Raw genomic sequence first — 25,873 nt, 5'->3', positions numbered from 1 at the left:
GCATGGAGAAGGAGTACGGTTTTAACCCCTTACATGCTCTTATGAGTAGCAAGGGGTTAAATGATGAATCTATTTCTGATGTGTAGATGAAAGATTTATCTGAGTTTAGATAACCAGTCACCTAAACTTTGCACCAATTGCACTAAAATTAATAAGACCACCACGGTTAGCATCACGACACTACTATCAAAACGCTGATAACCATAAGAAATAGCAAGGTCACCAATGCCTCCAGCACCGACTGCACCTGCCATCGCAGTTGCGCCAATTAAGCTAATGGTGGCTGTAGTTAGGTTCAAAATGAGTGAGCTGCGTGCTTCAGGTAAAATAAATTTGAAGATAATTTGTAATGGTGTAGCACCCATTGCCTGTGCAGATTCGACAATCCCTTCATTGACTTCAAGCAGTGAAGTTTCTACCAAACGACCAATATACGGGCCGACATAAATGGTCAGTGGAACAATGGCTGCCCAAGTTCCGATGGATGTACCCACTAACAATTTAGTCAGCGGAATCACCGCAATCAATAAAATAATAAAGGGTAGGGAGCGCAGTGCGTTTACAATCGGGTTAAGCCCGTGATAAATCACACGGTTTGGCAAAATACCTGTCGGACGAGTCACTACAAGGGTAATGCCCTGAATAAAGCCCCAGATACAACCAAACAACATGGCAAAGAACACCATATGAAAGGTTTCTTGTAAGGCCGTAACAAATTGGTCAATAGATAAAGAGCTTTTCCAGAAAGGTGTGGTTACCGAAGTCAGCCACTGTACAATTAAATCTCTCATGCTTGTACTCCTGACTGTTCAACTTCAACACCATTGGCTTGCAGAAATTCAAGTGCTTGTTGAATGACGCTTGCATCACCGAGCAATTGTATAAACATTTGCCCAATCACAGCGCCATCAATTTCGGTCATATTGGCAAATAAAATATTCAGGCTGATATCAAACTGTTTAATGATAGCTTGAATCACGGTTTCCTGAGCCGATTTACCTAAAAATTTCAGACAATAAATGCTGTGCTGATTTTGATTTTCCAGATTATTCAAAATATTGATAGGCAATTGTTGCTGCAACACAGTTTGAATGAAGCTTTTAGTGGTCGGGTGTTGCGGCTGACTAAAAATTTCCAAGGTTGAACCTGTTTCAATCACTTTGCCTTGTTCCATCACTGCAACATAATCACAAACCGATTCAATCACATCCATTTCATGCGTCACCATTACAATGGTAATGCCTTGTTCACGGTTAATTTTTTTCAGTAATTCCAGTACAGATTTGGTAGTCTGCGGATCAAGTGCCGAAGTCGCTTCATCGCAGAGTAAAATTTTAGGATGATTGGCTAGCGCACGCGCAATACCGACACGTTGCTTTTGTCCGCCTGAAAGTTCATCAGGATAGGCATCTTTTTTATGTTTTAAATCAATAAACTCAAGTAATTCATTTAAACGTTTTTCACGTTTGGCTTTGTTCCAGCCTAACAGTTTCATCGGCATTTCAATATTGGCAGCCACAGTTTTGGTCTGCAATAAATTGAAGTGCTGAAAAATCATTCCAATATGGGCACGTTCTTGACGCAATTCACGGGCATTGAGTGCAGTAAAATCTTTTTGATGAATGATGACTTGCCCAGCATTTGGACGCTCCAACAAATTGATCAAGCGGATTAACGTACTTTTACCTGCACCACTATAGCCAATAATGCCAAAAATACTGCCTGTTGGAATTTGTAGATTAATTTGATCCAACGCACGCAGTGTTTGACCTTTGAGCTGATAGTGCTTTGAAATGTTTTTAAATTCAATCATATCGTCAAGAAATGTCCATAAATGAAAAAACAGGCAAAGTTCGCTTTGCCTGTTTTGTTTAACGCATTATATTACTATTTTGCTGCTTCAGTGAAATAGCTGACAGGTTTATTTACCGCAACTTTTGTTCCGCCAAAGTGCTGATCAATATATTGCTTCACCGCTTCGGTATGATACAACGCACCTACTTTTTGCAAGATTGGGTCATTTTGACGATCTGCAGCAGTCGCGAGAATATTGACATTCATTTTTGTGCTTTGGTCAATTGGTTCGTAATAAATTGAATCTTTCAGTACGTTCAAACCACCTTCCATAGCAAGGGTGTTGCCCAAGACAATTGCATCGACTTCATCTTTTACACGTACAGCCGTTGCCATTTGAATTGGTTTGATTTGAATTTGCTTAGCATTTTCTACGATGTCTGCAGGCGTGCCTTGAACATTGTCAAAACCATCTTTCAGTTTAACCAAACCAGCCGATTGAAGTAATAACAGTGCACGTGATTCATTGGCACCATCATTTGGAATAGCAATGGTTGCACCTGTTTTGAACTCATCCAACTTTTTCACTTTGCTTGAGTAAATACCCATTGGCTCTAAGTAAGTTGTCGCTACTGGTGCAATTTGATCTTTATTGTTGGCATTAAATGCCACCATATAGGCATAAGATTGGAATGCGTTAAGATCAATTTCTTTATTTGCTACCGCCGTGTTCATTGACACGTAATCGGTGAAGTTTTTCACTTCAAGTTGAATACCTGCTGCTTTGGATTCAGGTAAGTCGGCAATAAAACGCCAAATATCTGCATCTGAACCAGTCGATGCCATAGTGACAGTGTGTAGAGCAGAAGAATCTTTTTGTGCCGCGTCAGTCGCAGGCGCTTCTTGTTTGCCACAGCCAGCCAAGCCAACTGAAAGACCAAGTACAAGACCAAGGAGCTTTTTCATGAATATATCCCGAGCAAGTTTAAGCCGTGCCTAAAGTTGCCAATGATTGAGAAGAATCAAATCAGCACGATGGATGGAATCGCATGATGATGATTTTGTATGTTTCTCAAATATGTTGTAGGTATTGTTTGAGTACTGAAAAAGTCAGCCCACAGCTCAATCAATAATTTTGAGATGGATGGGCAATTCACTTTTTCAAAAGATGCACCATCATAACAATAAAAAATAATTCTATATAGTGCTGTGTATGTTATGCATATCACTGTTTTACAACAGAAAGCGAATAAGTCAAAATAAGTTCTTATAAATAAATATATTCTGTAAAGATTAAGGATTTGAACAAGTGTTTAAATATTTAGGTGCTTTAAAATTTATTCTGCAATCGATAGTAAAAAACGAGATATGAAATTGTCGGTATGAAATCGGCTTAGTTACAAGAATCAGAACATGGATGTAAATACATAAAAGAAGTTATGAATGATTTTTCCAACGATAATATATCGCCCATATATAAGGCAAACTGCAAAATCAATAACTACTTGGACATCTATTCTTATTTTATCTGGACATTTTTTTCTTTTTTAAGATTAAATAAGACTACATAAAGCCGTGGAATTTTAATTGTTTATTGACCGCGCAACATGAAAAATCACCAAAAAGCTGTTCCGGTGCACTGAACCCTAGAACAGCTTTGACTAAGATATTGATGCTTGCAGGAATATTTCAAGCATTATGTATAACGTGCATTATGTTAATTTTAGAAAATCTTAAACTAAATCAGATTCTATTTTTAAAATTGTCCCATCGTAATTTGCTTTAACTCTGATGACTTATCAAATTCAAAATGTAAGTAGCTATCAAGTATTTTATATTTCAGCCAACTGTTACTTTCTCTTTCTGGATTTCCAAATAGCTTAACTACAGATTGCTTCGTACTTTTATGATTAATACCTATGATAAGACCTTCTAAAAATGGGTATGGGTAATATTCTTCATTCTCTTTGACGTAGATGAAAATAGTGTCTAGTATTTGATGTTCATTAAATCTGAACGTAACGCCTCTCTTAAAAAATTCCCAATAGGATAGCTTTTCTCCACCAAAATTAGTCTCTGATGTATCAAACTCACTTGCAACAAGAATAACTGCTTTCAAAATATCTGAACTTGATTCTTTAGTTCCAAGACAAGATAAAAAAACTTCTACATCACCTGAAAAATTCACTTATTACATACCTAAATCTAAAGCTTCTTTATCCTTGAGTTTTATCATATTTAAAATGAAATCTCTGATTCAAAGTTAAAATTTTCAAAAAACTATATTCAGTTGACATAATGGTGCTTATACGAAATTGAGTTGTTATTCCCATTTAAAGTGTCCAAGTTAGATGCGATTCTCTGTTCATTTGTTTGTGAAATTTGGTGTCCATTAGAAAAAGAATCTGCAGGCAAACAGAGTAACAATGAACCTATCCCTATAAAAACATAAGCCAAATATATTAATCCTGCAAAAATAAAAAGTATTTGCAATGTAAACTCAACGAATATTGAAATTAAAAATTCTTTGAAGCTTTTTATTTTTTGCATGTTTATTGATCTAAAGTATTTTATAAACGTAGATCATCACAATGTACATGGGTTACAACCTGATAAACAAAAAGCTCGTACAGTGACGAGCTTTTTTATGGACTTAAATTTTTAGGCTAAACTAAAAATTTTAAGCATTTTCACGAGCAATGGCACGATAGCCAATATCTTTACGATATTGCACACCATCAAAGGTAACTTTTTCGCACAGTTCAAGGGCTTTAGCTTGCGCTTCGCCAATGGTATTACCGAGCGCAGTTACACACAGTACACGACCACCATTGGTCACAATCTCACCATCGGCATTGCTTGCTGTACCTGCGTGGAATACTTTCGCATCTGCCATTTGTGTTTCTAAACCAGAAATCACATCACCTTTGCCTGAAGTTTCAGGGTAACCCGCAGTCGCCAATACAATCCCGACAGTTTTGCGTTCATCCCAGTCTGCTTCGGCAGGTAAGTTGCCAGCAATACCTGCTTCAACCAAATCTACCAAAGATGACTTTAAGCGCATCATAATTGGCTGCGTTTCAGGGTCACCAAAACGGCAGTTAAACTCGATCACTTTTGGTTGACCTTTGTCGTCAATCATTAAGCCAGCGTATAAGAAACCTGTATAAACATGACCGTCTTTTTTCATACCTTCAACGGTAGGACGCATTACTTCATTCATCGTTTTTTCAAATACGTCTGCAGTCACGACAGGGGCAGGAGAGTAAGCACCCATACCGCCAGTGTTTGGACCTTGGTCGCCTTCAAAAATACGCTTGTGGTCTTGTGAAGTTGCCATAGGAAGGATGTTGTCGCCATCAATCATACAAATGAAAGAAGCTTCTTCACCTGCAAGGAATTCTTCAATAACTACACGCGAACCCGCATCACCAAATTTGTTGCCTGCTAGCATGTCATCAATTGCATCGAATGCTTCTTGATTGGTCATCGCCACGATCACGCCTTTACCTGCAGCAAGACCGTCCGCCTTGATTACGATTGGCGCGCCATTTTTTTCAACAAATGCTTTTGCCGCATCAACTTCAGTGAATACGTCATAGAATGCAGTTGGAATGTTGTGGCGTTTTAAGAAATGCTTGGCAAAGGCTTTAGAACCTTCAAGCTGCGCAGCAAACTGGGTTGGGCCCCAAATTTTTAAACCCGCTTCACGGCAGGCATCTACCACACCATTGACCAGTGGTGCTTCAGGACCAACAATGATTAAATCAACTGCATTATTTTTGGCAAAGTCGATGATTGCAGGGTTATTTTGAATATCTAACGCTACATTTTCGCATTTGTTTTCTGTTGCAGTACCCGCATTACCCGGTGCAACGAAGACTTTAGCGACTTTGTCATCTTGTGCGATTTTCCATGCCAACGCATGTTCACGACCGCCGCTACCTAAAACTAAAATATTCATCTAAAAATCCCTCAAAGAATAAAATCCCCCTAGCGAAGCTATGCTATTCACCCTTGAAAAGGAAGGAGATTGTGCATAAAAACACAGTTCCCTTACGTGAAAAGTCCCCCTTTTATAAAAAAGGGGGATTTCGGAGGATTATTAAATACGACTTCTAATTAATGAGTTTAATTAGTGACGGAAATGACGCATGCCAGTGAAGACCATTGCAATACCAGCTTCATCTGCTGCTGCAATCGTTTCTTCATCACGCATAGAACCACCCGGTTGAATAATGCATTTGATACCAGCTTTAGCTGCGTTATCAATACCATCACGGAATGGGAAGAATGCGTCAGATGCCATTACTGCACCTTCAACCACTAAACCTGCATGTTCTGCTTTAATGGCAGCAATACGAGCAGAGTTTACACGGCTCATTTGACCTGCACCAACACCAATGGTCTGACGGTTTTTTGCATAAACAATTGCGTTCGATTTTACGTATTTCGCAACTTTCCAAGCAAAGATCATGTCGTCAATTTCTTGTTCAGTTGGTGCACGTTTGGTCACAACTTTTAAGTCATCTTTAGTGATCATGCCCAAGTCTTGATCTTGAACCAATAAACCGCCGTTGACACGTTTGTAATCCATTTGTGGAGCGCGTGCATCAATCGCAGGAAGTTCGCCACATACCAGTACACGTACGTTTTTCTTCGCGCCAGTCACTTCAAGTACGCCATCAGCAATGCTTGGTGCAATGATCACTTCAACGAATTGACGGTCTACAATCGCTTGTGCAGTCGCAACGTCTAACTCACGGTTAAACGCAATGATGCCACCAAATGCAGATTCAGGGTCAGTTGCATAAGCAAGGTCATAAGCCGCTTGAATACCGTCTAAAGATACAGCAACACCACATGGGTTCGCGTGTTTTACGATCACACAAGCAGGTTTTGCAAATGATTTCACACATTCAAGTGCGGCATCAGTATCTGCAATGTTGTTATAAGATAATTCTTTACCTTGAAGCTGTTTCGCTGTAGAAACAGAAGCTTCAGTTGCAGCAGGGTCTACATAGAACGCTGCAGATTGATGCGGGTTTTCGCCGTAACGTAAATCTTGCGCTTTGTTCAATTGTGTATTGAATGTACGTGCAAATTGGTCAGCAGTACCTTCTTCTTTACCTACACGTGCACCTAAGTAAGAGGCGATCATGCCGTCATATTGTGCAGTGTGTTCAAATGCTTTCACTGCCAAATCAAAACGAGTTTCGTAAGACAATGCACCGTTGCTTTTCATTTCTGCAATAACAGTCGCATAGTCAGAAGCATTTACTACAATACCTACAGAAGCATGGTTTTTCGCTGCAGCGCGAACCATAGTAGGGCCACCAATGTCGATGTTCTCAATCGCATCTGCAAGTGAACAATTTGGTTTTGCAACAGTCGCAGCAAATGGATAAAGGTTAACAACAACCAAGTCGATGGCATCAATATTGTGTTCTGCCATGACTGCTTCGTCTAGACCACGACGAGCCAAGATACCGCCATGAATTTTTGGGTGTAACGTTTTTACACGACCATCCATCATTTCAGGGAAACCAGTATGCTCTGATACTTCTACGACAGCAATATTGTTGTCTTTAAGCAACTTATAAGTACCGCCAGTAGATAAAATTTCTACCCCAAGAGCAGCAAGGTCTTGTGCAAATTCAACAATACCTGTTTTGTCAGAAACAGAGATTAAAGCGCGTTTAATAGTCATGATCTTCGTCACAGTTTTCAATTACAGATTAAAACAAACTAGCAAAATGCAGGTAAAAAAAATGCCTGCGGAGGTCGCAAGCATTTTATCACTTATTCACTCATTAAACCGTGAGCTTTTAACTTTTTACGTAAAGTACCACGGTTTAGTCCAAGAATTTCAGCAGCGCGTGTTTGGTTACCGCGAGTGTATTCAAGAACAACAGATAAAAGAGGTTTCTCCATTTCTGCTAACACCATGTCATACACTTGTGAAGGTTGTTCACCTTGTAGTTGTGCAAAATAATGGCGAACTGCGCGATCTACGTGAATACGTAAAGCAACATCAGATTGTGCAGTAAAAATAGGAGATTTGCTATTCATGCGAATTAATCCGAAAATCAGATATCACTGGGATAAAGTGATATATCAATGTGGTCTATAAATTAAATGAACTCCGTTTTAGATCCTAAAACGGGAAGTTCTAAAACTGGAACATTTAGCTTGCCACAACTCTAGGCATTGGTCGAAATTTAAGCGTAACAATACATTAATAATTGTTACAGACCAAAATCAAAACAAAAAATCTACTCTGTACGCGATATATAAAAATAAAGCGCATTAGACAGATCTATATTTGTTGTGAATCTTGCGAGGAGTTTGCAGCACAAAGCTTTCGTGGCGCGTATGATACCATTGTATGAGAAAAAGTGAGCAAGAAAACTGCAATTTTTTTAATTTTTTTCGCTATTTTTTCACTATTTTTTTGTGAATTAAGGCTTGATAATTTCTAAAGTATAGGCATCGAAGTCGTTTCGTGATATTGGAACTAAAATGTCAAACTTAAATGGACTGTTTTTAGGAATACGTTGAATGATCGAAAGACTTTCGACCAAATACTCCTGTGGGGAATAGATGTAAGTCGATAATGTTTGTTGTTTTTCTTTTAAAGTGACTTTGATATTAGGCAAAGCCAAGCTTTTATCATAGTAATTGATCAGCTCACCCGTAAATTGTGTATTCATACGATCTACACGTTTAACCTTCACGCGATTTGCTGAAATTAAGCTATAGCGTTCTTCTAAACTGCTACAGTTAAAAAATTGACAGACTTGGGTAAACACAGAATTCAGTGCAGGGCTGCTGTTTAAAAACTTTGGGTTAAACCACAAAATTTGGAAGATCAACAAGCCAATCAATAAAAGATTAATAATTCCCCAAAGTAAGTAGTAACCATTGCCATGCTTTTTTTCACTTTCAAGATCAGGCGCAGACAACTTCATGGCAGGAATGTTGCCAATCGGTTCAGTACTGAAATAATTGAGGTTATTCAGATAGGTTTTCAGATCAATATTGGAATGTTCAACTTTACGCTGAAAAATATCTAAAATATGTTGCGGTTGCGCAAGTTCAGCAGTTGCCTGCATAAAACTGCGGTTTTGAATGTGATGTAATTGTGATGTGACTGAGTTTTTATTTTGAGGAAAGGCAAATACCAAATGCGAAAGAGCATTAAAGGTATTGTCGCATTTAGGACAACAAACCATCCCTTGCGCAACGGTCAGCTGCGCAACGGATACTTTATAAACAGTTTGGCATTCAGGGCACTTGGTTTGCTTGTCACTCATAACTCAAAAATTACAGTTAGTGGGGATGGCGTTTCCCAGAAATTCGACACCAGTTTTCTTCACGTTTTTCGACTTGTACTATATCAAAAAATTCAGAATAAACACTAGAAACTTCAGCAACTTGCTCTTCAATTACACCTGCAAGTGCGAACTCGCCCTCAGATTTAATTAAAGTTGCAAACTCTGGCGCAAGCATCATCAATGGGCCTGCCAAAATATTGGCAACTAAAATGTCTGCTTTTTCATTACCGATGGTTTCATTGAACTCTTCTGGAAGTCCCACATATAAGTTTTTAAGTACACCGTTGAGTTCTGCATTTTGTTTGGTCGCTAAAACTGCTTGCGGGTCAATATCAGTCGCATAGACTTTTTTTGCACCGAGCAACAAAGCCGCTACTCCTAAAATACCTGAACCACAACCGTAGTCGATCACGACTTTATCTTTTACATTGGTTTTACCTAACCATTGCAGGCACAGGAACGTACTGGCATGGTTACCTGTACCAAAAGCCAAACCTGGGTCAAGTTTAATATTGACTGCATCTGCCTCAGGTGGTTCTAACCATTCAGGTACAATCCAGAATTTCTCTGCAATCTGGATTGGCTCGTAGTAATCCATCCATGAGCGTTCCCAAACCTGATCTTCCAAAAATTCACTGCGTAAAGGGGCATCTGGCATTTGCGCACGAATAAAGGTTTCTAAGGCTGCAACATCAATTTCTTCACCTTCGTCTTGTGCATAAATACCTGTCACAATGACTTTGTTCCAAAGTGGTGTTTCACCTGGCAGTGGCTCAAGTAAGTCCTGATTTTCCGCATCATCTAAGGTTACGCTGACTGCGCCCAATGAACTGAGCAGGGTTTCAGTAAAATCGACTTGCGCTTGATCAACAGTAATATGTATTTGTAACCACTTCACGGAGATAACCTAAAATTTAATGCGTAAGCGCTATTGTAACTGAACTGCTGCAGGCGCTGTTATTTTTTATTCGGATTGCGAAAGGGAAAACTCTATACGATTGGAAGTTTCAAATTCGCTTTATGCTTATAGTCGAATAATGTGACAAAAATATAACTCTAAAAAATATAAGTTAAGAATTTGTTTGAACCATCATCGCTCAATCATCCCCAAAACAGTCAAATTGCTGGATTGGGGATGATTGAGAGACTTGTTTAGGATGCAGATTGCTCCGATGCAGGAGTCGGCACAAATTTAATTAGTAATGTGCCTAAAATTGCGGCAAAAATATACATGAAAATAGAATAAACCGCAGCAGGCATGGCAATGGTTGAGCTTGCCATAACGGTTAGGGCGATGGTCATTGCAAGGGTACTGTTGTGAATGCCAATTTCAAAGGCGCAGGCACGGGCTTGTTGGCTGTTCACACCAAAGAAACGCGGGACAAAATAACCAATCAATAAACTGCAGGCACAGAACAGAGCAGTGGCAAGTCCTACATCTGCCAAATAAAGCATGATGTTATTTCGCTCTTTGGCAATCGCGCCAATAATAATCACTATCAGAAAAACCACAGCAAAAATACGCACAGGTTTGTTTAAACGGTCTGCCGTTTGCGGGCTAAAATGGCGTACCAACATCCCCAAAGTGACAGGGATAATAATAATTAAAAACACCTGTAATACTTTGGCAAACTGTAAGCCGACTTGTTGCCCATCCTGCGTAAAATGTTGAATGGCAAAGTTGACAATCAGGGGCAAGGTAAATGCTGCAATCACGGAATTCACGGCAGTGAGGGTGATGTTTAGGGCAATATCACCTTTATATAAGTAGCTAAATAAGTTGGCTGTTGGCCCACCTGGAGATGCTGCTAGTAGCATGAGTCCGACTGCAAGCAGTGGTGGTAAATTCAGCAGTTTACAAATAAAGAATGCAATTGCTGTCAGGACGACCAATTGACAAAATAAAGCAATAAACACTGCTTTGGGGTGTTTGCTCACCCGTTTAAAGTCGTTAGGAGTGAGTTCTAAGCCAAGTCCAGCCATGACCACGGCCAAAGCCAGCGGCAAAAATATTGTGATTAATCCTGAATCCATAAACACTCCTTTGTTTTTACATCTACAATAATTTATTTGATATTTAACTGTTTGTTTAATATGTAGTTAATTTTGCTCACGTTTTAAATTGTATTTTTATTGTGGTTTAAACTCTGCTCCTGTTTGTGTTGATGGGCAAGTTTGGCCGATTGTCTAGCTAACATACTCCCTAAAATAAAGCTGAACATATACATAAAAATGGTGTAAATCGCAGAAGGAATGGCAATTTCAGTGCTTTGCAAAACCGATAGCGCAACGGTTAAAGAAACAGCAGTGTTATGAATGCCAATTTCAAAACAACAAGAGCGTGCTTGTTGATCAGGCACACCCGCCAAATACGGCACAAGATAACCAATAAGTAAACTTAAAAAGCAAAATAGTGCAGTTGCGATGCCAATTGCACTGAAATAGTCAAAGACATTGGCGCGTTCGCGGAAAAGCGCATAAAAGAATAAAGCGAAAATGAAATAAATGGACATCAAACGCATAGGTTTGCCCAACTGTAATGCAATTTGTGGCATCGCATTACGCACCGCCATTCCTACACATACAGGCACAATAATCAGTAAAAAAACCTGTGCCATTTTTTCAATAGGCATGCCAATTTGTTGTTGATCGGTCATAAAATATAGAAAAGACAAATTAACAATAAAAGGCAGGGTAAAGGTTGCCATCACAGAGTTCATTGCGGTTAGGGTAATATTTAGGGCAACGTCACCTTTATAGACATAGCTAAATAAGTTCGCAGTAGGCCCCCCTGGTGAGGCAGCAAGCAGCATTAAGCCAATTGCCAATAGCGGTGGCAATTCTAAAAATAAACAAATTGAAAATGCTAAAACAGGCAAAATGACCAATTGTGAAAAAAGCGTTAAAAAAATGACTTTAGGAAATTGATTGACCCGAATAAAGTCTTTAGGCGTGAGTTGTAAGCCTAAGCCCATCATCATCACAGCCAAGGTCAGTGGTAGAAAAAAGGTAAAAAAGCCTGAATCCATAGCACATCCTTTATTTTTTTCTTATGGGTATAATTTTCCCTCTCTTTGCAGTGTAATTGTTTTTTGAGCTTGTGCAATAAACAAAGCAGTCACTTCTTATAAATGACTGCTTTGGTGTTATTTTCATGCTTTCAGTTTGAATGAATACAAGCCGATCTGTTCATGAAAATATAGATTAAGTGATTGATCACATGGCAGCAGGGCGTGGTGGCGTAAAGCCGAGCGCACATTTTCCTTTCAGTTCTGTGCCATTGAGTGTAATGCTAGTGGTCTGCGCATCTGCCATACAGGCACGGTATAACTCAGGTTCGTTGCCTTGTAATTGTACTGCTTTAGATGAACTAAAGAATTGTGGTTCGCACGTACCATTCCAAATAATGCCACGATGCGCAAAACTTACAGCTGTACCTTGAGTTTTTCCCTTACAGACTTGCTGGAATTTTTGCGCATTGTAGATGGTTTCTACCTTGTCATTTGCCTGCACTGCAAATGGACTAATAAATAAACCACAAAGCATAGATGACAGTAAAATTTTCTTATTCATGATGTTTCCCTTTGTTTCTAATACCTGTGCTTAATAGGATAAAAAATAGGCAAATTAAAACAACGGTGATCTGGTTAATTGATAGGTTTAAATGTTTTTATATACAGTAAAAATGCAAATTTAGATTACAAAGTATTAATTCTATAGTGCATCACCGCCAATAAAATCGACTGAATCTGTCAACTTATGCCTGAAGTTTTGCTATAATATTCCGTCTTTATTTTTATATCTCTCATTGACCATTATGCACTATCCTAAAGTTTACGATGTCATTGTTATTGGCGGCGGTCATGCAGGCACTGAAGCGGCGCTTGCAGCAGCACGTATGGGTCGTCAAACCTTACTGTTAACTCATAACATTGAGACTTTAGGGCAGATGAGCTGTAACCCTGCTATTGGTGGTATTGGTAAGTCTCATCTTGTGCGTGAGATTGATGCTTTGGGCGGTGCAATGGCTTTGGCTGCCGATAAAAGCGGGATTCAATTCCGTATTTTAAACTCACGCAAGGGTGCTGCGGTTCGTGCAACACGTGCGCAAGCAGACCGAGTGCGTTTTAAAGCAGCGATTCGTAGCACTTTAGAGAACCAAGCCAATTTAGATATTTTTCAGCAAGCTGCAGATGACCTGATTGTTGAAGGCGATACCGTAAAAGGTGTTGTGACCCAAATGGGCATTCGCTTTGATGCAAAAACAGTGGTATTGACTACAGGTACCTTCTTAGGTGGCGTTATTCATATTGGTTTGGAAAAATCTAGTGGCGGTCGTGCAGGCGATCCGCCATCAATTGCTTTAGCAGCACGTTTACGCGAATTAAATTTGCCTGTAGGGCGCTTAAAAACAGGTACGCCACCTCGTATTGACGCACGTTCAGTCGATTTTTCTGTGATGATTCCACAGCCAGGTGATTTTCCATCACCAACCATGTCATTCATGGGCGATGTGTCGATGCATCCAGAGCAAGTGAACTGTTATATTACCCATACCAATGAGCGTACTCACGAAATCATTCGTGGTGGCCTAGATCGTTCACCTATGTATACAGGTGTAATTGAAGGCGTTGGCCCACGTTATTGCCCATCTATTGAAGATAAAATCCATCGTTTTTCTGACAAAGACTCGCATCAGGTGTTTTTGGAGCCAGAAGGCTTAGACACACATGAGTTGTATCCAAATGGTATTTCAACCTCTTTGCCGTTTGATGTGCAGTTTGAATTGGTGCGTTCAATTCGTGGTATGGAAAATGCACACATTTTGCGTCCAGGCTATGCGATTGAATATGACTACTTTAACCCACAAGCTTTGAAATTTACTTTAGAAACCAAAGCCATTAATAACCTGTATTTCGCGGGGCAAATTAACGGTACAACCGGTTATGAAGAAGCAGGTGCGCAGGGTGTGCTGGCAGGTTTGAATGCGGCACGTCGTGCTTGGGATCAGGAACAATGGACGCCAAAACGAGACGAAGCCTATATTGGGGTATTGGTAGATGACCTGATCACACTAGGTACCAAAGAACCGTACCGCATGTTTACGTCACGTGCGGAATATCGTTTGATGTTGCGTGAAGACAATGCAGATCAGCGTTTGACCCCAATTGGTCGTGAACTAGGTTTGGTGGATGATACTCGTTGGGCAGCTTACTGTGAAAAAATGGAAGCTGTAGAGCGTGAAACAGGACGTTTACAGCATTTGTGGGCTGCCCCGAACAACCCAATGGGCAAAAAATTTGTAGAAATGACTGGTGCAGATTTATCTAAAGAATGTTCTGCAATTGACCTGCTCAAACGTCCTAATATCAGTTTTGCGCAAATTGCAGAATTGACTGGTTCAGAAGTGTCTGCACAAGTCGGTGATCAAATTGAAATTGCAGTGAAATATGCAGGTTATATTAACCGACAGCATGAAGATGTGGCTCAGTTAAAACGTCTGGAAGAAACCAAAATTCCAGCCGATTTTGATTATGATGCTGTGTCAGGCTTGTCACGTGAAATTACCTTAAAATTAAAGCATGTGTTGCCTGAAACATTAGCGCAAGCCAGTCGTATTCCTGGTGTGACACCTGCAGCAGTACAATTGGTGATGATCACCATTCGTAAAAATGCACAAGGACGTAAATCTGCTTAAGATTGGATATGCCTGTTAAGAAAGCTCGCAAATTGCGGGCTTTTTTATGCGCCAAAGTAAATCAGATGCTAAGCAAAGAAGAAGTTGCGTATAAGAATAAATCTGATTTCGACTGCATATCTTATGATTTCACAGCTAGATCAGGAGCATTTAAAGTGACACTTATCAACATAGATAGGAGCAAAATATGACTTTAAAAAGCATTCGTTATAGTACAGCTGAACTGGCATGCCCACGCTGAACGATGCCGAGTCAATTTTAATTTTAACTTCAATCAGCAATCACAATAATTTGATTTAAAAGAGAACGATAATGCTATCGCCCCAATATATTTGGGGCTTTTTTATTCCTGAGTTTGATGCACCGCATTGGCAACTTCTACAGGTTCAATCTGAATTAGCTTTTTACCAAAACTACGCAACCACCAAACCAATTGTGAGGTAAACGGCACAGTGGCAGTCACCAACACATTACCATTTTCCAGTGTTTCCATAGTTTGATCTTTGCTTAATTGGCTTTCATCGAAGTATATGGCATCAGCTTTTTGCATGGTCAGTTTGAGCTGAATATTTTCTGTGGCTTTGCTGAAATTGACTCTGAAGCCCAGTTCGCCAGATTCAATATAAGCATCAATATCAAAATTGACAGGGTGTAATGCGCGTGAATCTAAAACTTTTGCGGCTTTAAAACGATGCAGGGCAAAGGTCTGAATATCTGTTTTATCAAAGCGGGTACATATTAAATAAATGACTGCGCCTTTTTGTACCAGTGCCAAAGGATTTAGCACATAGGTTTTTTCTTCACCTGAACTGCTGCGTGATTGGTAAATACATTCCAGTTGTTTGTCTTGTAGCAAGCCTTCATAAATTGCTTGCTGCGCATTACGGTCTACCAGTGGTGGAATTAAGGGTTGTGTTGCAGGCACAATCCGTACACGGTTAATCCATTGGCGAACATTATTTTGCGTAGATAGACTACGCCGTGCCAAATCAAACCAAGGGTTCATCTCTTCAATCAGACTTGGTGGCAACAAGTGTTTTAAATGTTCTTCGACCATCATAAAGGTGACCGCTTGTGAGCTAGTCATGTGCGGCAAGCTTTGAATGGGTGCATCTGATCGCCAACGCCAACCTTGTGGCACAGTACCGTTACTTTCAATAGGAAAGCGTTGCGAAATTTGGTTTAAGTCACGCTGAATGGTGCGCAAACTGATGTCAATGCCTTCACGTTGCAAGACATCGTGTAATTCACGCGTACCCATCCATTTACCTGTAGAGAGTCGCGATAAAATTTGCCATTGGCGATATAAACTATTCGATGTTTCTTTTTCTTGTATAGACATATTCAGTATTTGCTTGGTCGTTTTAAATGAGTCAGAACGTGAGTGTTAACACAATAAGAAAACTTAGAATGTTTAGCAAGTTTTTTACTCAAAAAGGGCGGTGCAGTACATATTCAGATCATGCATCTATGCAGTGAGTTCAGAGGATTAACGTATTTTAAATTAGATTAAACTATGTGAAAAAGTATGTGATTGATGCAAGACAACTCAGAATTTCGGGTGATTTGAGAGGGTGCTTTTTAATAAGCAAGCTTAAACTGTATGCTTTAAGTAAGGTCAAGTCTTTTTCTTGTGTGTTTGAGGCGGGTTTATGTAAATAAAAACACGTATTGCCTTATGGTGCTGTAGTTTAATTAAGCACACAATTTGGACAAAACCTAACTTGAAATAAGGAGGAACAATCAACCGTGAATTTATCTAGCAGCGATGCACGAGAAATTTTTTGGTTAGCCCGCTATTTAACCCGTATTCAATATTTATGTCAGCAATTTCCCTTTAAACAAAATGCGGCTGCTTTAAGCTATGCACATGCTTTTTGTTTACCTGCTTTTGATGCTGCATCTCTAAATGAGCTAATTTTAAATGAAGAGCAACCCGCGTCATTTGCCATGCAATTCCAGCAAAGTAGCGTAAAAATTCATAATTTAGCAGATGTGTTATCACCTCAAGCCTATACAGAATTGATACGCCTCATTCGAAATGCCCGTGACAATGCTGCTTATATTTGTGATGTGGTGCAAGACTGCCACGATGTTCTAGAAGCTGAGCCGCAAAATATTTTTTTATTCTTTCAATTGGGGCAAAAGCTGGAAGAGTTAGATCGACAAATTCGACTTAAACAATCTAAGGACATGACAGTAGCCCAAGTGGAAACTATTGTGCAATTGCTCAAAGATTTAGGTTGGTTATCACTGGCTGAAGCATGGCAGCAACTTAAACAACAACCAGATAGCATGAATTTTTATCATTTTAGCGACCACATTCAGCATTTACTTTCTGTGGATTAAAGCGAAAATTCATCCTGCTTTGAACTTGTCGATAAAATTAGTGGCTATTCAGTCTGGCACGCATCTAAAAAAATAATGGAAGCCTGAGCTCCCATTATGTATTGAATTTATTGTCAATCTTGATCAAGTTTCAAGATTCGATGCAATGGTGTACTTAGTCACGTTCAACTGCAAGTGCAACACCCATACCACCGCCAACACAGAGGGTTGCAATGCCTTTCTTGGCATCACGGCGCTGCATTTCATGTAATAAAGTCACCAAAATACGGCAACCTGAAGCCCCAATTGGGTGACCCAATGCAATTGCACCGCCATTGACGTTGACTTTATCCAGGTCTAAGCCTAATTCTTTGGCAACACCTAGTGCTTGTGCGGCAAAGGCTTCGTTGGCTTCAATTAAATCGACCTGATCTAAGCTCCAGCCTGCTTTATTTAAGGTTTTCTTAACCGCTTCAACAGGGCCAAGACCCATAATTTCAGGCTCAATACCCGACATTGCATAGGCTTTAATACGTGCTAAAGGTTGTAGGCCTAATGCTGCAGCTTTGTCTGCACTCATCATCAGTACTGCTGCTGCACCATCATTAATGCCTGAAGCATTACCTGCAGTTACGCTGCCATCTTTTTTAAAGGCTGGACGTAGTTTTGTGAGGCTTTCAAGGCTGGTATTGGCTTTAATGTATTCATCTTCAGCAAATACAACAGGCTCACCTTTACGTTGTGGAATGCTGACTGCGGCAATTTCATCTTTAAACTTGCCAGCTGCCTGGGCTGCCGCCGCACGTTGTTGTGAAGTCAATGCAAGTTGATCTTGTTCTTCACGGTTTAAACCCAGTTTTTCTACAATATTTTCTGCGGTAATACCCATGTGATACTGGTTATAGGCATCGGTTAAACCATCAGCCACCATGCTGTCTACCAATTGTGCATTACCCATTTTTTGCCCATTACGCAGCTGCATATAGTGTGCGCTTTGTGACATAGATTCTTGACCACCTGCGACCACAATCTCGGCTTCATCGCATTGAATGGCTTGTGCTGCCAAATGTACCGCACGCAAACCTGAACCACAGACGACATTCAGGGTAGATGCAGGCACTTGTACTGGAATGCCAGCAGCAATTGCTGCCTGACGTGCAGGGTTTTGTCCCACGCCTGTCGTGAGTACGTTGCCCATAATCACCTGATCAACTTGTTCAGGTTTTACATTGGCGCTGTCTAAAACCGCACGAATTGCTGTTTGCCCCAACTGTGGTGCAGATAAAGATGCAAGACTACCTAAAAAGCTACCAATCGCAGTACGTTTTGCTGCAACAATCACAACATCTTTCATTTTATATCCTTAAATTTTGTGTTCATGTTTCTGTGGATGCACATGATATATAGCATGTGCATGGCTGTTGTTATATGACCGTTTAGAATAAATTTACCAAAACATAGCGACCTGGTGCCGCTTCAATGATTGGATACTGCGCATTACCCAAGCTGCGGGCAGGGACTTGTTCACCAGTGTACGGTGTGACCCATGCCTGCCAGCGCAACCACCAAGATTCAGGGTGATATTCTGCACCGTCTAGCCATTGTTTGGTATTTTCAAACTTGGCAGCATTGGTGTAGCAACCGTATTTATTACGGCTTGGAGGATTAACAATACCCGCTACGTGTCCAGATTCACCTAAAACTAAGGTTGACTCACCACCTAAATAATCTGCGCCACGGAAACAAGTATCCCAAAGTGCGATATGGTCTTCCTGCGTTGCAATAAAGAAGCTTGGTGTTTTTACACGAGATAGATTCAAGCCAACACCATTAACCTTAACGGCATTTGGTGAAATCAATTCATTGTTCAAATACAAATTACGCAATAAGAAATTATGAATTTTGGCAGGGATATTCGTACCATCGCTGTTCCAATATAAAATATCAAAATCAGAAGGTTCTTTGCCTTTTAAGTAGTTTTCGATGTAGTAATTCCAGTACAGCGTATTTTCACGCAGTAAACTGAAGGTTACTGCCAACTGACGACCATCGAAATAACCCAATTGATTGTTCAGGTTTTCCAAACCACTTACCACAGGCTCATTAATAAATACACCTAAGCTGCCTGGGTTTTCAAAGTCGATAATGGTGGCCATATAGGTCGCAGACTTTACGTGATTTTTCAGGCGTTTTGCCACGTAATAGGCTTGAGTCGCAGCAAGTAACGTACCACCAATACAGTAGCCAATGCAGTTGGCCTCTTTTTCACCGGTAATTTCTTCAATTACACGCAAAGCTTCTACTGCACCTTGTGTAATGAGATCGGCAAAAGTCAATTCTTTCTGTTCGGCATTTGGGTTACGCCATGACATTAAAAAGACTGTATGACCTTGCTGGCGCAACCAGTTCACCAACGAGTTTTGTTCGCGTAAATCCAGCACATAATATTTATTAATAAATGGCGGCACGATTAGAATCGGGGTTTGATATACATTTTCTGTCGTTGCTTCATATTGCAACAACTGGAAAATTTCATTTTCAAAGACCACTGCGCCTGGTGTATAGGCTAAATCTTTACCCAAGCTAAAAGAGTCACTATTGACTATGCGAATAGATAAATATTTTCCGCTATTGACCACATCATCATGGAAAATTTGCATACCACGGACAAGGTTTTCGCCTTGTTCGGTAATGGTTTGCTGAATCACTTCAGGGTTAGTCCAAAGAAAATTGCTTGGTGATAAAGCATTAATCATTTGACGGGTAAAAAAGTGAATGCGGTAACGCACTTTGTCTGGAATGCCTTCTACGACATCCACCATATTTTGTACCAGTTGGCTAAACAGCAAATAAGACTGCGATAACAGGTCAAAATTGGGTTGTTCTTGCCATAATGGGCTGTTAAAACGACGATCACCACTTTCAGGTTGAATGAATGGTTCGATGTCTTTTGCCACACTGCGCATCATCACATTTTGGTAGATTTGCATTTGACCTTGCCACCAGCTCCATTGCATTTCCATCAAGCGTGCTGGATTTTTAGACAAAGCTTCAAAGAACATAGACATATCTTCTTTGTTGAGCTGTGTTAAGGCGTCATTAATAGGGCTTTGCCCATAATAAAATTCTTGTAGTTTTTTCCAGATATCATCGTGGCTAGAGAAAAATTGTAATATATTTTCTTTGAATTGAAATGAGTTCTGGTTCATTTCATCGCTCCATAGCACATGGCTTTTAGCAATCAAATTGAGTGCAAGGCTGAAACTAAAACGGGGAAATTTTCACACTTCCCCGTAACATTCGTCCTGATAACGCATGGTTTTCAGAGCAGTGTTTATTTATTATTTGGCATTGAATCGCTGACTAACTTTTCAAATTCTGCTTTGAATTCTGAAGTCAGTGTTGCTAATTTTTTGCCATCTTCAATCATTTGCTGACTGAGTTTGTTCATAGTTTCTAATTGCTTGGTGGTGCAGTTCACCATGCTTTGCATGTCTTTCACTTCGCTATTGGCAAACATTTGTGCTAAACCAATGTTGGCATAGTTGCGTGCTGCTTCTAATTGTAGGTTGGTTAAGTTAGCAAAATTTTTTGCAACTATACTGTTGAATTTGGTGTACGGTTCAAACACGTTTTTGTATTGAGCATTCATGTTTGAAAATAAGTCGCCGTATAGCATGGGTGTCACTCCAGTAAATAAACTTGTAGATTAAAATGAGGTGTTACACGCTTAGTGCATGTATAAGCCGCCGTTGATTGATAAGGTTTCGCCTGTTACGTATGCAGCATGATCACTCACTAAATACATAACTGCTGCCGCAATTTCGGTAGGGGCGGCAAGACGTTGCAGAGGAATTTGTGCTTCAATGCTTTTAATTACTTCTTCCCGCATGGCTGTGACCATCGGGGTTGCGGTATAACCTGGTGCAACGACGTTCACGCAGATATTTGAACGTGCGCCTTCTTGCGCCAAAGCTTTGCTAAAGCCGATGATGCCTGCCTTAGTTGCAGAGTAGTTGGCTTGACCAAATTGACCTTTTAAACCGTTCACCGAACTAATGTTCACAATGCGACCAGACTTTTGTTCTAACATTTTGTTAAATACAGGCTGAGTCACGGTAAAAAGTGTTTTTAAGTTGGTTTCAATCACTTCAGACCACTGCGTATAGCTCATTTTTTTGAAAGTTGCATCGCGGGTAATACCAGCATTGTTGACCAACACATCTACACGACCTTCAGCATCAATTGCTTCTTGAATGGCTGCTGTAGCCGCTTCATGCTCATTTAAGTTGGTTAAAACAAAGCGCACATCACTTTCTGTAAAGCCTTCGTCTTTAAGCCATTGCTTTTCGCGATCTTCTTCTCTTGGTACAACCGTTGCAATAATTTTATAGCCTGCTGTAACCAGTTGACGGCAAATCTCACTGCCAATACCACCTAATGCACCCGTCACTAAAGCTACTTTTTGTTCAGACATATTCTTTTCCTAAGCAGAATAAGGTTATAAAAATTAAGGAGTTTTTCCTCTTTATTCTTGTTTAGAAATTAAGCGTTTTATATTTCAAAGAGGCTGCAGTTTGATGATGCTTTGAAGTCAAAAGTAAACAAATATTGGTAATAGATTATTTTCTTATCATGTGGATGCTTTTATAAATGGCTTAAATAGTCGTGAAGTCATTGATTCATCGTAGCGCGCAGCACAAACTTCTGAGAACTGGTGAAATGTGATTAATCCATGAATTTGAAGCGATGTGGCAGTTTAAAGACAGTGCGCGAGCATATTGTTTTTTCTTGAGATTTTGAGTGTGATTTTCAGCTAAATATTTGGATGACTGTAAAGCGCTAAATGCAAATGTGGGTGACCACAAATTTTTATCAATATGAATGGAAATACAGTGAATTTAAGAAAATAAAAAGCGAAAAGAAAAATATAAGAAAGAAAAAGAGAATGGCTTAGACGATTGCATGCAGCAAAACTGCTACATGCAACAGATCGAAAAAAGAAAGTTAAATGCTGGTTGCCTTGCGCTGTGGGCGAGGGCTTAAACGACACAACAACTCATAGCCAATCGTACCATTGGCTGTGGCAACATCATCCACCAAACGGTGTTTGCCCCATAGTTCAACTTGTGTGCCTAATTCAACGTCTAAACCTGTGACATCAATGGCAATCATGTCCATAGATACACGCCCAAGAACAGGTGTGAGTTTTGAGCTGATCGCCACAAAATTCGGTTGAGTAAATGTGCGTGGATAGCCATCGCCATAACCAATTGAAACAATGGCAATCTGCATGCTTTGTTCAGCGGTAAAGGTTGAGCCGTAGCCCACATGCTCGCCAGCATCTATTTGATTCAGAGCAATAATTTCTGCACTGAGCGTCATCACAGGCTTTAAGTCGAGTGTATGCACATTATGTGCGGCAAAAGGCGTTGCACCGTAAAGCATAATGCCTGGGCGTACATAATCAAAATGCAATTCGGGATAACGATAGATTGCAGCAGAGTTACAGCAAGAAGCAAGAATAGGGCTGCAATTGTCTTTGACATGCAAAAATTGCGCGACTTGTTGATCATTTAAAGCATGATCACCATCGGCATTGGCAAAATGCATGGTCAACACACAGGTAAAACCTTCGGCTTTGAGCATGTGAATCACATCAATAATTTCAGGAATTTTAAAACCTAAACGATTCATGCCGCTGTTGAGTTTGACCCAGACTTTTAAGCCTTGTGCGATATAATCAGCTTTATGTTGTAGTAGCCAATCGAGCTGTGCTTGATGATGCACTACACATTCCAATTTGTGTGCCAACACACTTTGCATTTCATCGGCAGAAAAAACACCTTCAATCAGGGTGATGGGCTGCGTATATCCCAATTCACGAATTTCTAAGGCTTCTTCAACGCAAGCGACACCAAAGGCATCGCTGTCTTTTAAAGCTGCTAAGCAGTCTTTTACACCATGTCCGTAAGCATTGGCCTTGACCATGCTAACAATTTTCGCTGTTGGGGCAAGTTGTTTGACACGGTTTAAATTATATTGCAGTGCCTGACTGTCAATATAAACTGTTGCTTGGCGCACCCTCGTTACTCCTTGGGAATGACAATTGGTAATTTGTGTTAGATACACTGTGGAGTGATAAATAAATACTAAAAATAGTTCTATTTAAAAATATTCACTATTGTAGACCTATCAACCTCAAATAGACATGAACATTTAAGTTTTTGATCATAAATTAACTTAAGATCGAAAAATCTATTAGGTTATTGATTGCAAATAATTTGTAAAAGTTTCAGGCTTTATTTTTCATATAAAACTATACGTTCTAAAAGCTATTATGGTGTTAGATGCTCTCACTCAGGAAATTCTAAACTGTACGAGTTATGGCAAGATTCAGATGATTGTGGAGAGTGGGTTCGTAATTTAAATGAACTCAAAGAGAGATTAAACAATGCATTTTAAACTTGGATATGTTGAATAAATGATGAAAATATTTTGTTATCTGGGATGGAGTACTTTATTTTTTTGTCAGTCAGTTATGGCTTGTATGCCACATTCACCCAATGACGTTTTTATTGCCCGTTACCAAGGTTCACTGGCAGTACAGGGGAGTTCAGACTTCATCTTTCAACTTAGTTCAGGTCAATTTATTTTTCGCTCAATACTAGATGAAGTTAAATATAAAAAGCCCACCCAATGGTACAGTGGATTTTCAGGTAAAAGTACAGCTAAAAACCAATTAATTATTGGTTTAGCTTATGCACCAGATGGTGCTAAACCCCAGCAATATCGAGTAATTTCATTTGCAGCATTAAACTGTAAGAATGACCAGTTTGTTTTATCTAAACCGATTGCCCCATTTTTAGCTTGGAATAAGCAGACATCAAATTGTTCTACAGGCGATAGAGCAGAGGTTGGGATTTTAGATGGTTTTATAGACTATGATCAGACACATTATTTGGCGCAACTGCAACAAAAGTATCCGACATGCGAGCAACTAAATAAAGCATTTCCATCATTTGAAATGGAAGAAAATAGCCAAGATTGGAATTTACTCTCAAGCTGGAAACTATGGTGGGCAAAGTTAATAAGTCAGATTAAATCATGGTTTTAATAAAAAGAGCAATGCAAGCATTACTCTTCATCATCATACTGAGCATAATACTCAGGAGATAAATTACTAAAACGGGTATATTGCCCTTCAAAAGCAAGACGTACCGTACCAATTGGGCCGTTACGCTGTTTACCAATAATAATTTCGGCAGTACCTGCTTCTTTAGATTCTTTATTGTAAACTTCGTCGCGGTAAATAAACATGATTAAATCCGCATCCTGCTCAATTGCACCAGATTCACGCAAGTCAGACATCACAGGGCGTTTATTAGGTCGGTTCTCTAATGAGCGGTTGAGCTGTGACAAAGCAATCACAGGGCAGTTCATCTCTTTGGCCAAGGCTTTTAAGCTACGTGAAATTTCTGAGATTTCGCCGACACGGTTATCGCCCATGCCTGGAACTTTCATTAACTGCAAGTAATCGACCATGATGCAGCCAATTTTACCGCCATGTTGTTTGGCAATGCGTCGTGCACGTGCACGTACTTCCGTAGGTGGTAGGGCAGATGAGTCATCAATATACAAATGCTTTTCTTGCAGTTGTAAAATCGTGCCTGTGACTTTTGACCATTCATCGCCACTGAGTTTACCTGAACGTAAGTTCCCTTGATGCACTTTGCCGTATGCAGAAATCAAACGCATTGCGATTGAGTCTGCAGGCATTTCCATAGAGTAGACAAGGGCAGGCAAATCATTGTTAAACAAAACACTTTCGACCAAGTTCATGGCAAAGGTGGTTTTACCCATAGATGGACGCGCAGCGACAATAATCAAGTCACCCGCTTGCATGCCCGAAGTTTTATTATCTAACTCCACAAAGCCTGTGGTTAAGCCTGTGATGTTACCTTCCATTTTAGAAAGTTCATCAAGTTTGTCGAATACATCGGCAACCACGCTCGAAATGGCTTTTGGGCCTTGTGCTTTGGCATTGTTATTATGTTGTTCGGCAATTTGGAAAATATTGGTTTCGGCCAAGTCTAAAATTTCACTTACGCTACGACCTTTGGTGTCATAGGCATTTTGTAAAATTTCAGAACTGACTTTAATCATGTTTCTGAGGGTCGAGAATTCTTTAATTTTCGTGGCATAGGTTTCTAGGTTATAAAAACTAGAAGGCGAGTCTGCCATGAGCTGCATTAAGTATTCTTCCCCGCCTGCAGCTTCAAGTAAATTTTGTTTAATCAGCCAGTCATTCACCAATACGGCATCATAAGGTGAGTTTTCTTTAGACAAAGAATCAATGGCGCGGAAAATATATTTGTGGCGTGTCGCGTAAAAATCAGATTCTTGTAGCACATCACCCACTTGTTCAAAAGATTCGGCCACAGTCATTAACGCAGCCAAAACAGCTTGTTCGATGGCTAAGTTATGCGGTGGGGTACGAAACTCTTTAAGCGGGCTGTTCTCATTTGGTTTTAGATCAGACTTTGCAGTATGTTGCTTTGCGCTAGCAGTCGCCTGTGACATATAAATCCCTGATTTTTAAAACAGTAAATGCTGAATAATGCACTGGGATAGAATTTGAAACTCATATTCTTTCCACTTCCCGATGATACGCCCTCTAGAAAAAAAAGCGAGTAGATTTTGGCGAAGGATAAGT

General features: G+C 39.9%; 22 protein-coding genes. 3 read left to right on the top strand and 19 right to left on the bottom strand.

Annotation, left to right across the window (positions count from 1 at the left end; all coding sequences use genetic code 11):
- Positions 1-95 precede the first annotated feature (95 nt).
- The 12 genes from FTV41_RS05050 to FTV41_RS04995 form a co-directional block, all read right to left on the bottom strand.
- Positions 96-791 carry a methionine ABC transporter permease gene (locus FTV41_RS05050; protein ID WP_179993771.1) on the bottom strand — a complete coding sequence of 232 codons (696 nt, stop codon included), beginning with the start codon at positions 789-791 and terminating at the stop codon, positions 96-98.
- Positions 788-1,813: a methionine ABC transporter ATP-binding protein gene (locus tag FTV41_RS05045; protein ID WP_179993777.1), complete on the bottom strand. Its 1,026-nt coding sequence runs from the start codon at positions 1,811-1,813 to the stop codon at positions 788-790. The genes FTV41_RS05050 and FTV41_RS05045 overlap by 4 nt, the downstream gene beginning before the upstream one ends.
- Before the next feature lie 74 nt (positions 1,814-1,887).
- Positions 1,888-2,760, bottom strand: coding sequence for a MetQ/NlpA family ABC transporter substrate-binding protein (locus FTV41_RS05040; protein WP_179996217.1), 873 nt, complete (start codon positions 2,758-2,760; stop codon positions 1,888-1,890).
- A gap of 790 nt (positions 2,761-3,550) precedes the next feature.
- Positions 3,551-3,982 (bottom strand): hypothetical protein, encoded by a 432-nt coding sequence (locus tag FTV41_RS05035; protein WP_154320678.1) that lies wholly within the window; start codon positions 3,980-3,982, stop codon positions 3,551-3,553.
- A 492-nt stretch (positions 3,983-4,474) separates the two neighbouring features.
- Complete coding sequence (gene purD, locus FTV41_RS05030; RefSeq protein ID WP_004973125.1) at positions 4,475-5,758, bottom strand: phosphoribosylamine--glycine ligase; 1,284 nt, start codon at positions 5,756-5,758, stop codon at positions 4,475-4,477.
- Positions 5,759-5,929: 171 nt separating this feature from the next.
- A complete protein-coding gene (gene purH / locus FTV41_RS05025; RefSeq protein WP_004973127.1) occupies positions 5,930-7,504 on the bottom strand; it encodes a bifunctional phosphoribosylaminoimidazolecarboxamide formyltransferase/IMP cyclohydrolase in 1,575 nt (524 codons plus the stop codon).
- Between the two features lie 92 nt (positions 7,505-7,596).
- Positions 7,597-7,866: a DNA-binding transcriptional regulator Fis gene (gene fis, locus FTV41_RS05020; protein ID WP_001086304.1), complete on the bottom strand. Its 270-nt coding sequence runs from the start codon at positions 7,864-7,866 to the stop codon at positions 7,597-7,599.
- A 389-nt stretch (positions 7,867-8,255) separates the two neighbouring features.
- The gene (locus tag FTV41_RS05015) at positions 8,256-9,110 is read right to left on the bottom strand and encodes a DUF3426 domain-containing protein (RefSeq protein WP_179996216.1); all 855 of its coding nucleotides are present in this window, start codon (positions 9,108-9,110) and stop codon (positions 8,256-8,258) included.
- 16 nt (positions 9,111-9,126) lie between these two features.
- The gene (prmA, locus tag FTV41_RS05010; RefSeq protein WP_004973131.1) at positions 9,127-10,029 is read right to left on the bottom strand and encodes a 50S ribosomal protein L11 methyltransferase; all 903 of its coding nucleotides are present in this window, start codon (positions 10,027-10,029) and stop codon (positions 9,127-9,129) included.
- Positions 10,030-10,283: 254 nt separating this feature from the next.
- Positions 10,284-11,165, bottom strand: coding sequence for a bile acid:sodium symporter family protein (locus FTV41_RS05005; RefSeq protein ID WP_154320680.1), 882 nt, complete (start codon positions 11,163-11,165; stop codon positions 10,284-10,286).
- 83 nt (positions 11,166-11,248) lie between these two features.
- Positions 11,249-12,160, bottom strand: coding sequence for a bile acid:sodium symporter family protein (locus FTV41_RS05000; RefSeq protein ID WP_004973134.1), 912 nt, complete (start codon positions 12,158-12,160; stop codon positions 11,249-11,251).
- Positions 12,161-12,347: 187 nt separating this feature from the next.
- On the bottom strand, positions 12,348-12,704 hold the full coding sequence (locus FTV41_RS04995; protein WP_179996215.1) for a hypothetical protein: 357 nt from the start codon (positions 12,702-12,704) through the stop codon (positions 12,348-12,350).
- A gap of 244 nt (positions 12,705-12,948) precedes the next feature.
- Here FTV41_RS04995 and mnmG point away from each other — a divergent pair, with 244 nt between their 5' ends.
- Positions 12,949-14,829, top strand: coding sequence for a tRNA uridine-5-carboxymethylaminomethyl(34) synthesis enzyme MnmG (mnmG, locus tag FTV41_RS04990; protein WP_179996214.1), 1,881 nt, complete (start codon positions 12,949-12,951; stop codon positions 14,827-14,829).
- A gap of 343 nt (positions 14,830-15,172) precedes the next feature.
- On the opposite strand, the gene FTV41_RS04985 is transcribed toward mnmG, so the two are convergent.
- A complete protein-coding gene (locus tag FTV41_RS04985) occupies positions 15,173-16,171 on the bottom strand; it encodes a YafY family protein (RefSeq protein WP_179996213.1) in 999 nt (332 codons plus the stop codon).
- A gap of 407 nt (positions 16,172-16,578) precedes the next feature.
- Between FTV41_RS04985 and FTV41_RS04980 the strand changes: the two genes are divergently transcribed.
- The gene (locus FTV41_RS04980; RefSeq protein WP_179996212.1) at positions 16,579-17,178 is read left to right on the top strand and encodes a hypothetical protein; all 600 of its coding nucleotides are present in this window, start codon (positions 16,579-16,581) and stop codon (positions 17,176-17,178) included.
- 154 nt (positions 17,179-17,332) lie between these two features.
- On the opposite strand, the gene FTV41_RS04975 is transcribed toward FTV41_RS04980, so the two are convergent.
- The 5 genes from FTV41_RS04975 to alr all read right to left on the bottom strand — a co-directional run bounded on the left by FTV41_RS04975 (position 17,333) and on the right by alr (position 23,241).
- On the bottom strand, positions 17,333-18,511 hold the full coding sequence (locus FTV41_RS04975; protein ID WP_179996211.1) for an acetyl-CoA C-acetyltransferase: 1,179 nt from the start codon (positions 18,509-18,511) through the stop codon (positions 17,333-17,335).
- Positions 18,512-18,593: 82 nt separating this feature from the next.
- Complete coding sequence (locus FTV41_RS04970; RefSeq protein WP_179996210.1) at positions 18,594-20,366, bottom strand: class I poly(R)-hydroxyalkanoic acid synthase; 1,773 nt, start codon at positions 20,364-20,366, stop codon at positions 18,594-18,596.
- 125 nt (positions 20,367-20,491) lie between these two features.
- The gene (locus tag FTV41_RS04965) at positions 20,492-20,836 is read right to left on the bottom strand and encodes a phasin family protein (protein WP_179991079.1); all 345 of its coding nucleotides are present in this window, start codon (positions 20,834-20,836) and stop codon (positions 20,492-20,494) included.
- A gap of 51 nt (positions 20,837-20,887) precedes the next feature.
- Complete coding sequence (locus FTV41_RS04960; RefSeq protein WP_004973144.1) at positions 20,888-21,634, bottom strand: beta-ketoacyl-ACP reductase; 747 nt, start codon at positions 21,632-21,634, stop codon at positions 20,888-20,890.
- Positions 21,635-22,164: 530 nt separating this feature from the next.
- The gene (alr, locus tag FTV41_RS04955; protein ID WP_179996209.1) at positions 22,165-23,241 is read right to left on the bottom strand and encodes an alanine racemase; all 1,077 of its coding nucleotides are present in this window, start codon (positions 23,239-23,241) and stop codon (positions 22,165-22,167) included.
- A 466-nt stretch (positions 23,242-23,707) separates the two neighbouring features.
- Between alr and FTV41_RS04950 the strand changes: the two genes are divergently transcribed.
- On the top strand, positions 23,708-24,274 hold the full coding sequence (locus FTV41_RS04950; protein ID WP_179996264.1) for a hypothetical protein: 567 nt from the start codon (positions 23,708-23,710) through the stop codon (positions 24,272-24,274).
- A gap of 20 nt (positions 24,275-24,294) precedes the next feature.
- Here the strand turns inward: FTV41_RS04950 and dnaB are convergent, their stop codons facing one another.
- Positions 24,295-25,740 carry a replicative DNA helicase gene (gene dnaB / locus FTV41_RS04945; RefSeq protein ID WP_004973149.1) on the bottom strand — a complete coding sequence of 482 codons (1,446 nt, stop codon included), beginning with the start codon at positions 25,738-25,740 and terminating at the stop codon, positions 24,295-24,297.
- Positions 25,741-25,873: the final 133 nt, after the last annotated feature.

This window comes from Acinetobacter sp. YH16051, from assembly GCF_013417135.1.
Lineage (GTDB): Bacteria > Pseudomonadota > Gammaproteobacteria > Pseudomonadales > Moraxellaceae > Acinetobacter > Acinetobacter towneri.
Note: the sequence above shows the minus strand (reverse complement) of the source record. Positions and strands in the feature narration are given on the sequence as shown.

What these genes read in the sequence shown, in the direction of transcription:
- fis (WP_001086304.1), bottom strand. Translation starts at nt 7,866, where the DNA reads ATGAATAGCAAATCTCCTATTTTTACTGCACAATCTGATGTTGCTTTA.
- FTV41_RS05000 (WP_004973134.1), bottom strand. Translation starts at nt 12,160, where the DNA reads ATGGATTCAGGCTTTTTTACCTTTTTTCTACCACTGACCTTGGCTGTG.
- FTV41_RS04965 (WP_179991079.1), bottom strand. Translation starts at nt 20,836, where the DNA reads ATGCTATACGGCGACTTATTTTCAAACATGAATGCTCAATACAAAAAC.
- purH (WP_004973127.1), bottom strand. Translation starts at nt 7,504, where the DNA reads ATGACTATTAAACGCGCTTTAATCTCTGTTTCTGACAAAACAGGTATT.
- mnmG (WP_179996214.1), top strand. Translation starts at nt 12,949, where the DNA reads ATGCACTATCCTAAAGTTTACGATGTCATTGTTATTGGCGGCGGTCAT.
- FTV41_RS04970 (WP_179996210.1), bottom strand. Translation starts at nt 20,366, where the DNA reads ATGAACCAGAACTCATTTCAATTCAAAGAAAATATATTACAATTTTTC.
- FTV41_RS05045 (WP_179993777.1), bottom strand. Translation starts at nt 1,813, where the DNA reads ATGATTGAATTTAAAAACATTTCAAAGCACTATCAGCTCAAAGGTCAA.
- FTV41_RS04975 (WP_179996211.1), bottom strand. Translation starts at nt 18,511, where the DNA reads ATGAAAGATGTTGTGATTGTTGCAGCAAAACGTACTGCGATTGGTAGC.
- FTV41_RS04960 (WP_004973144.1), bottom strand. Translation starts at nt 21,634, where the DNA reads ATGTCTGAACAAAAAGTAGCTTTAGTGACGGGTGCATTAGGTGGTATT.
- FTV41_RS05050 (WP_179993771.1), bottom strand. Translation starts at nt 791, where the DNA reads ATGAGAGATTTAATTGTACAGTGGCTGACTTCGGTAACCACACCTTTC.
- FTV41_RS04995 (WP_179996215.1), bottom strand. Translation starts at nt 12,704, where the DNA reads ATGAATAAGAAAATTTTACTGTCATCTATGCTTTGTGGTTTATTTATT.
- dnaB (WP_004973149.1), bottom strand. Translation starts at nt 25,740, where the DNA reads ATGTCACAGGCGACTGCTAGCGCAAAGCAACATACTGCAAAGTCTGAT.
- FTV41_RS04950 (WP_179996264.1), top strand. Translation starts at nt 23,708, where the DNA reads ATGCCACATTCACCCAATGACGTTTTTATTGCCCGTTACCAAGGTTCA.
- FTV41_RS04985 (WP_179996213.1), bottom strand. Translation starts at nt 16,171, where the DNA reads ATGTCTATACAAGAAAAAGAAACATCGAATAGTTTATATCGCCAATGG.
- FTV41_RS05040 (WP_179996217.1), bottom strand. Translation starts at nt 2,760, where the DNA reads ATGAAAAAGCTCCTTGGTCTTGTACTTGGTCTTTCAGTTGGCTTGGCT.
- FTV41_RS05005 (WP_154320680.1), bottom strand. Translation starts at nt 11,165, where the DNA reads ATGGATTCAGGATTAATCACAATATTTTTGCCGCTGGCTTTGGCCGTG.
- FTV41_RS05015 (WP_179996216.1), bottom strand. Translation starts at nt 9,110, where the DNA reads ATGAGTGACAAGCAAACCAAGTGCCCTGAATGCCAAACTGTTTATAAA.
- purD (WP_004973125.1), bottom strand. Translation starts at nt 5,758, where the DNA reads ATGAATATTTTAGTTTTAGGTAGCGGCGGTCGTGAACATGCGTTGGCA.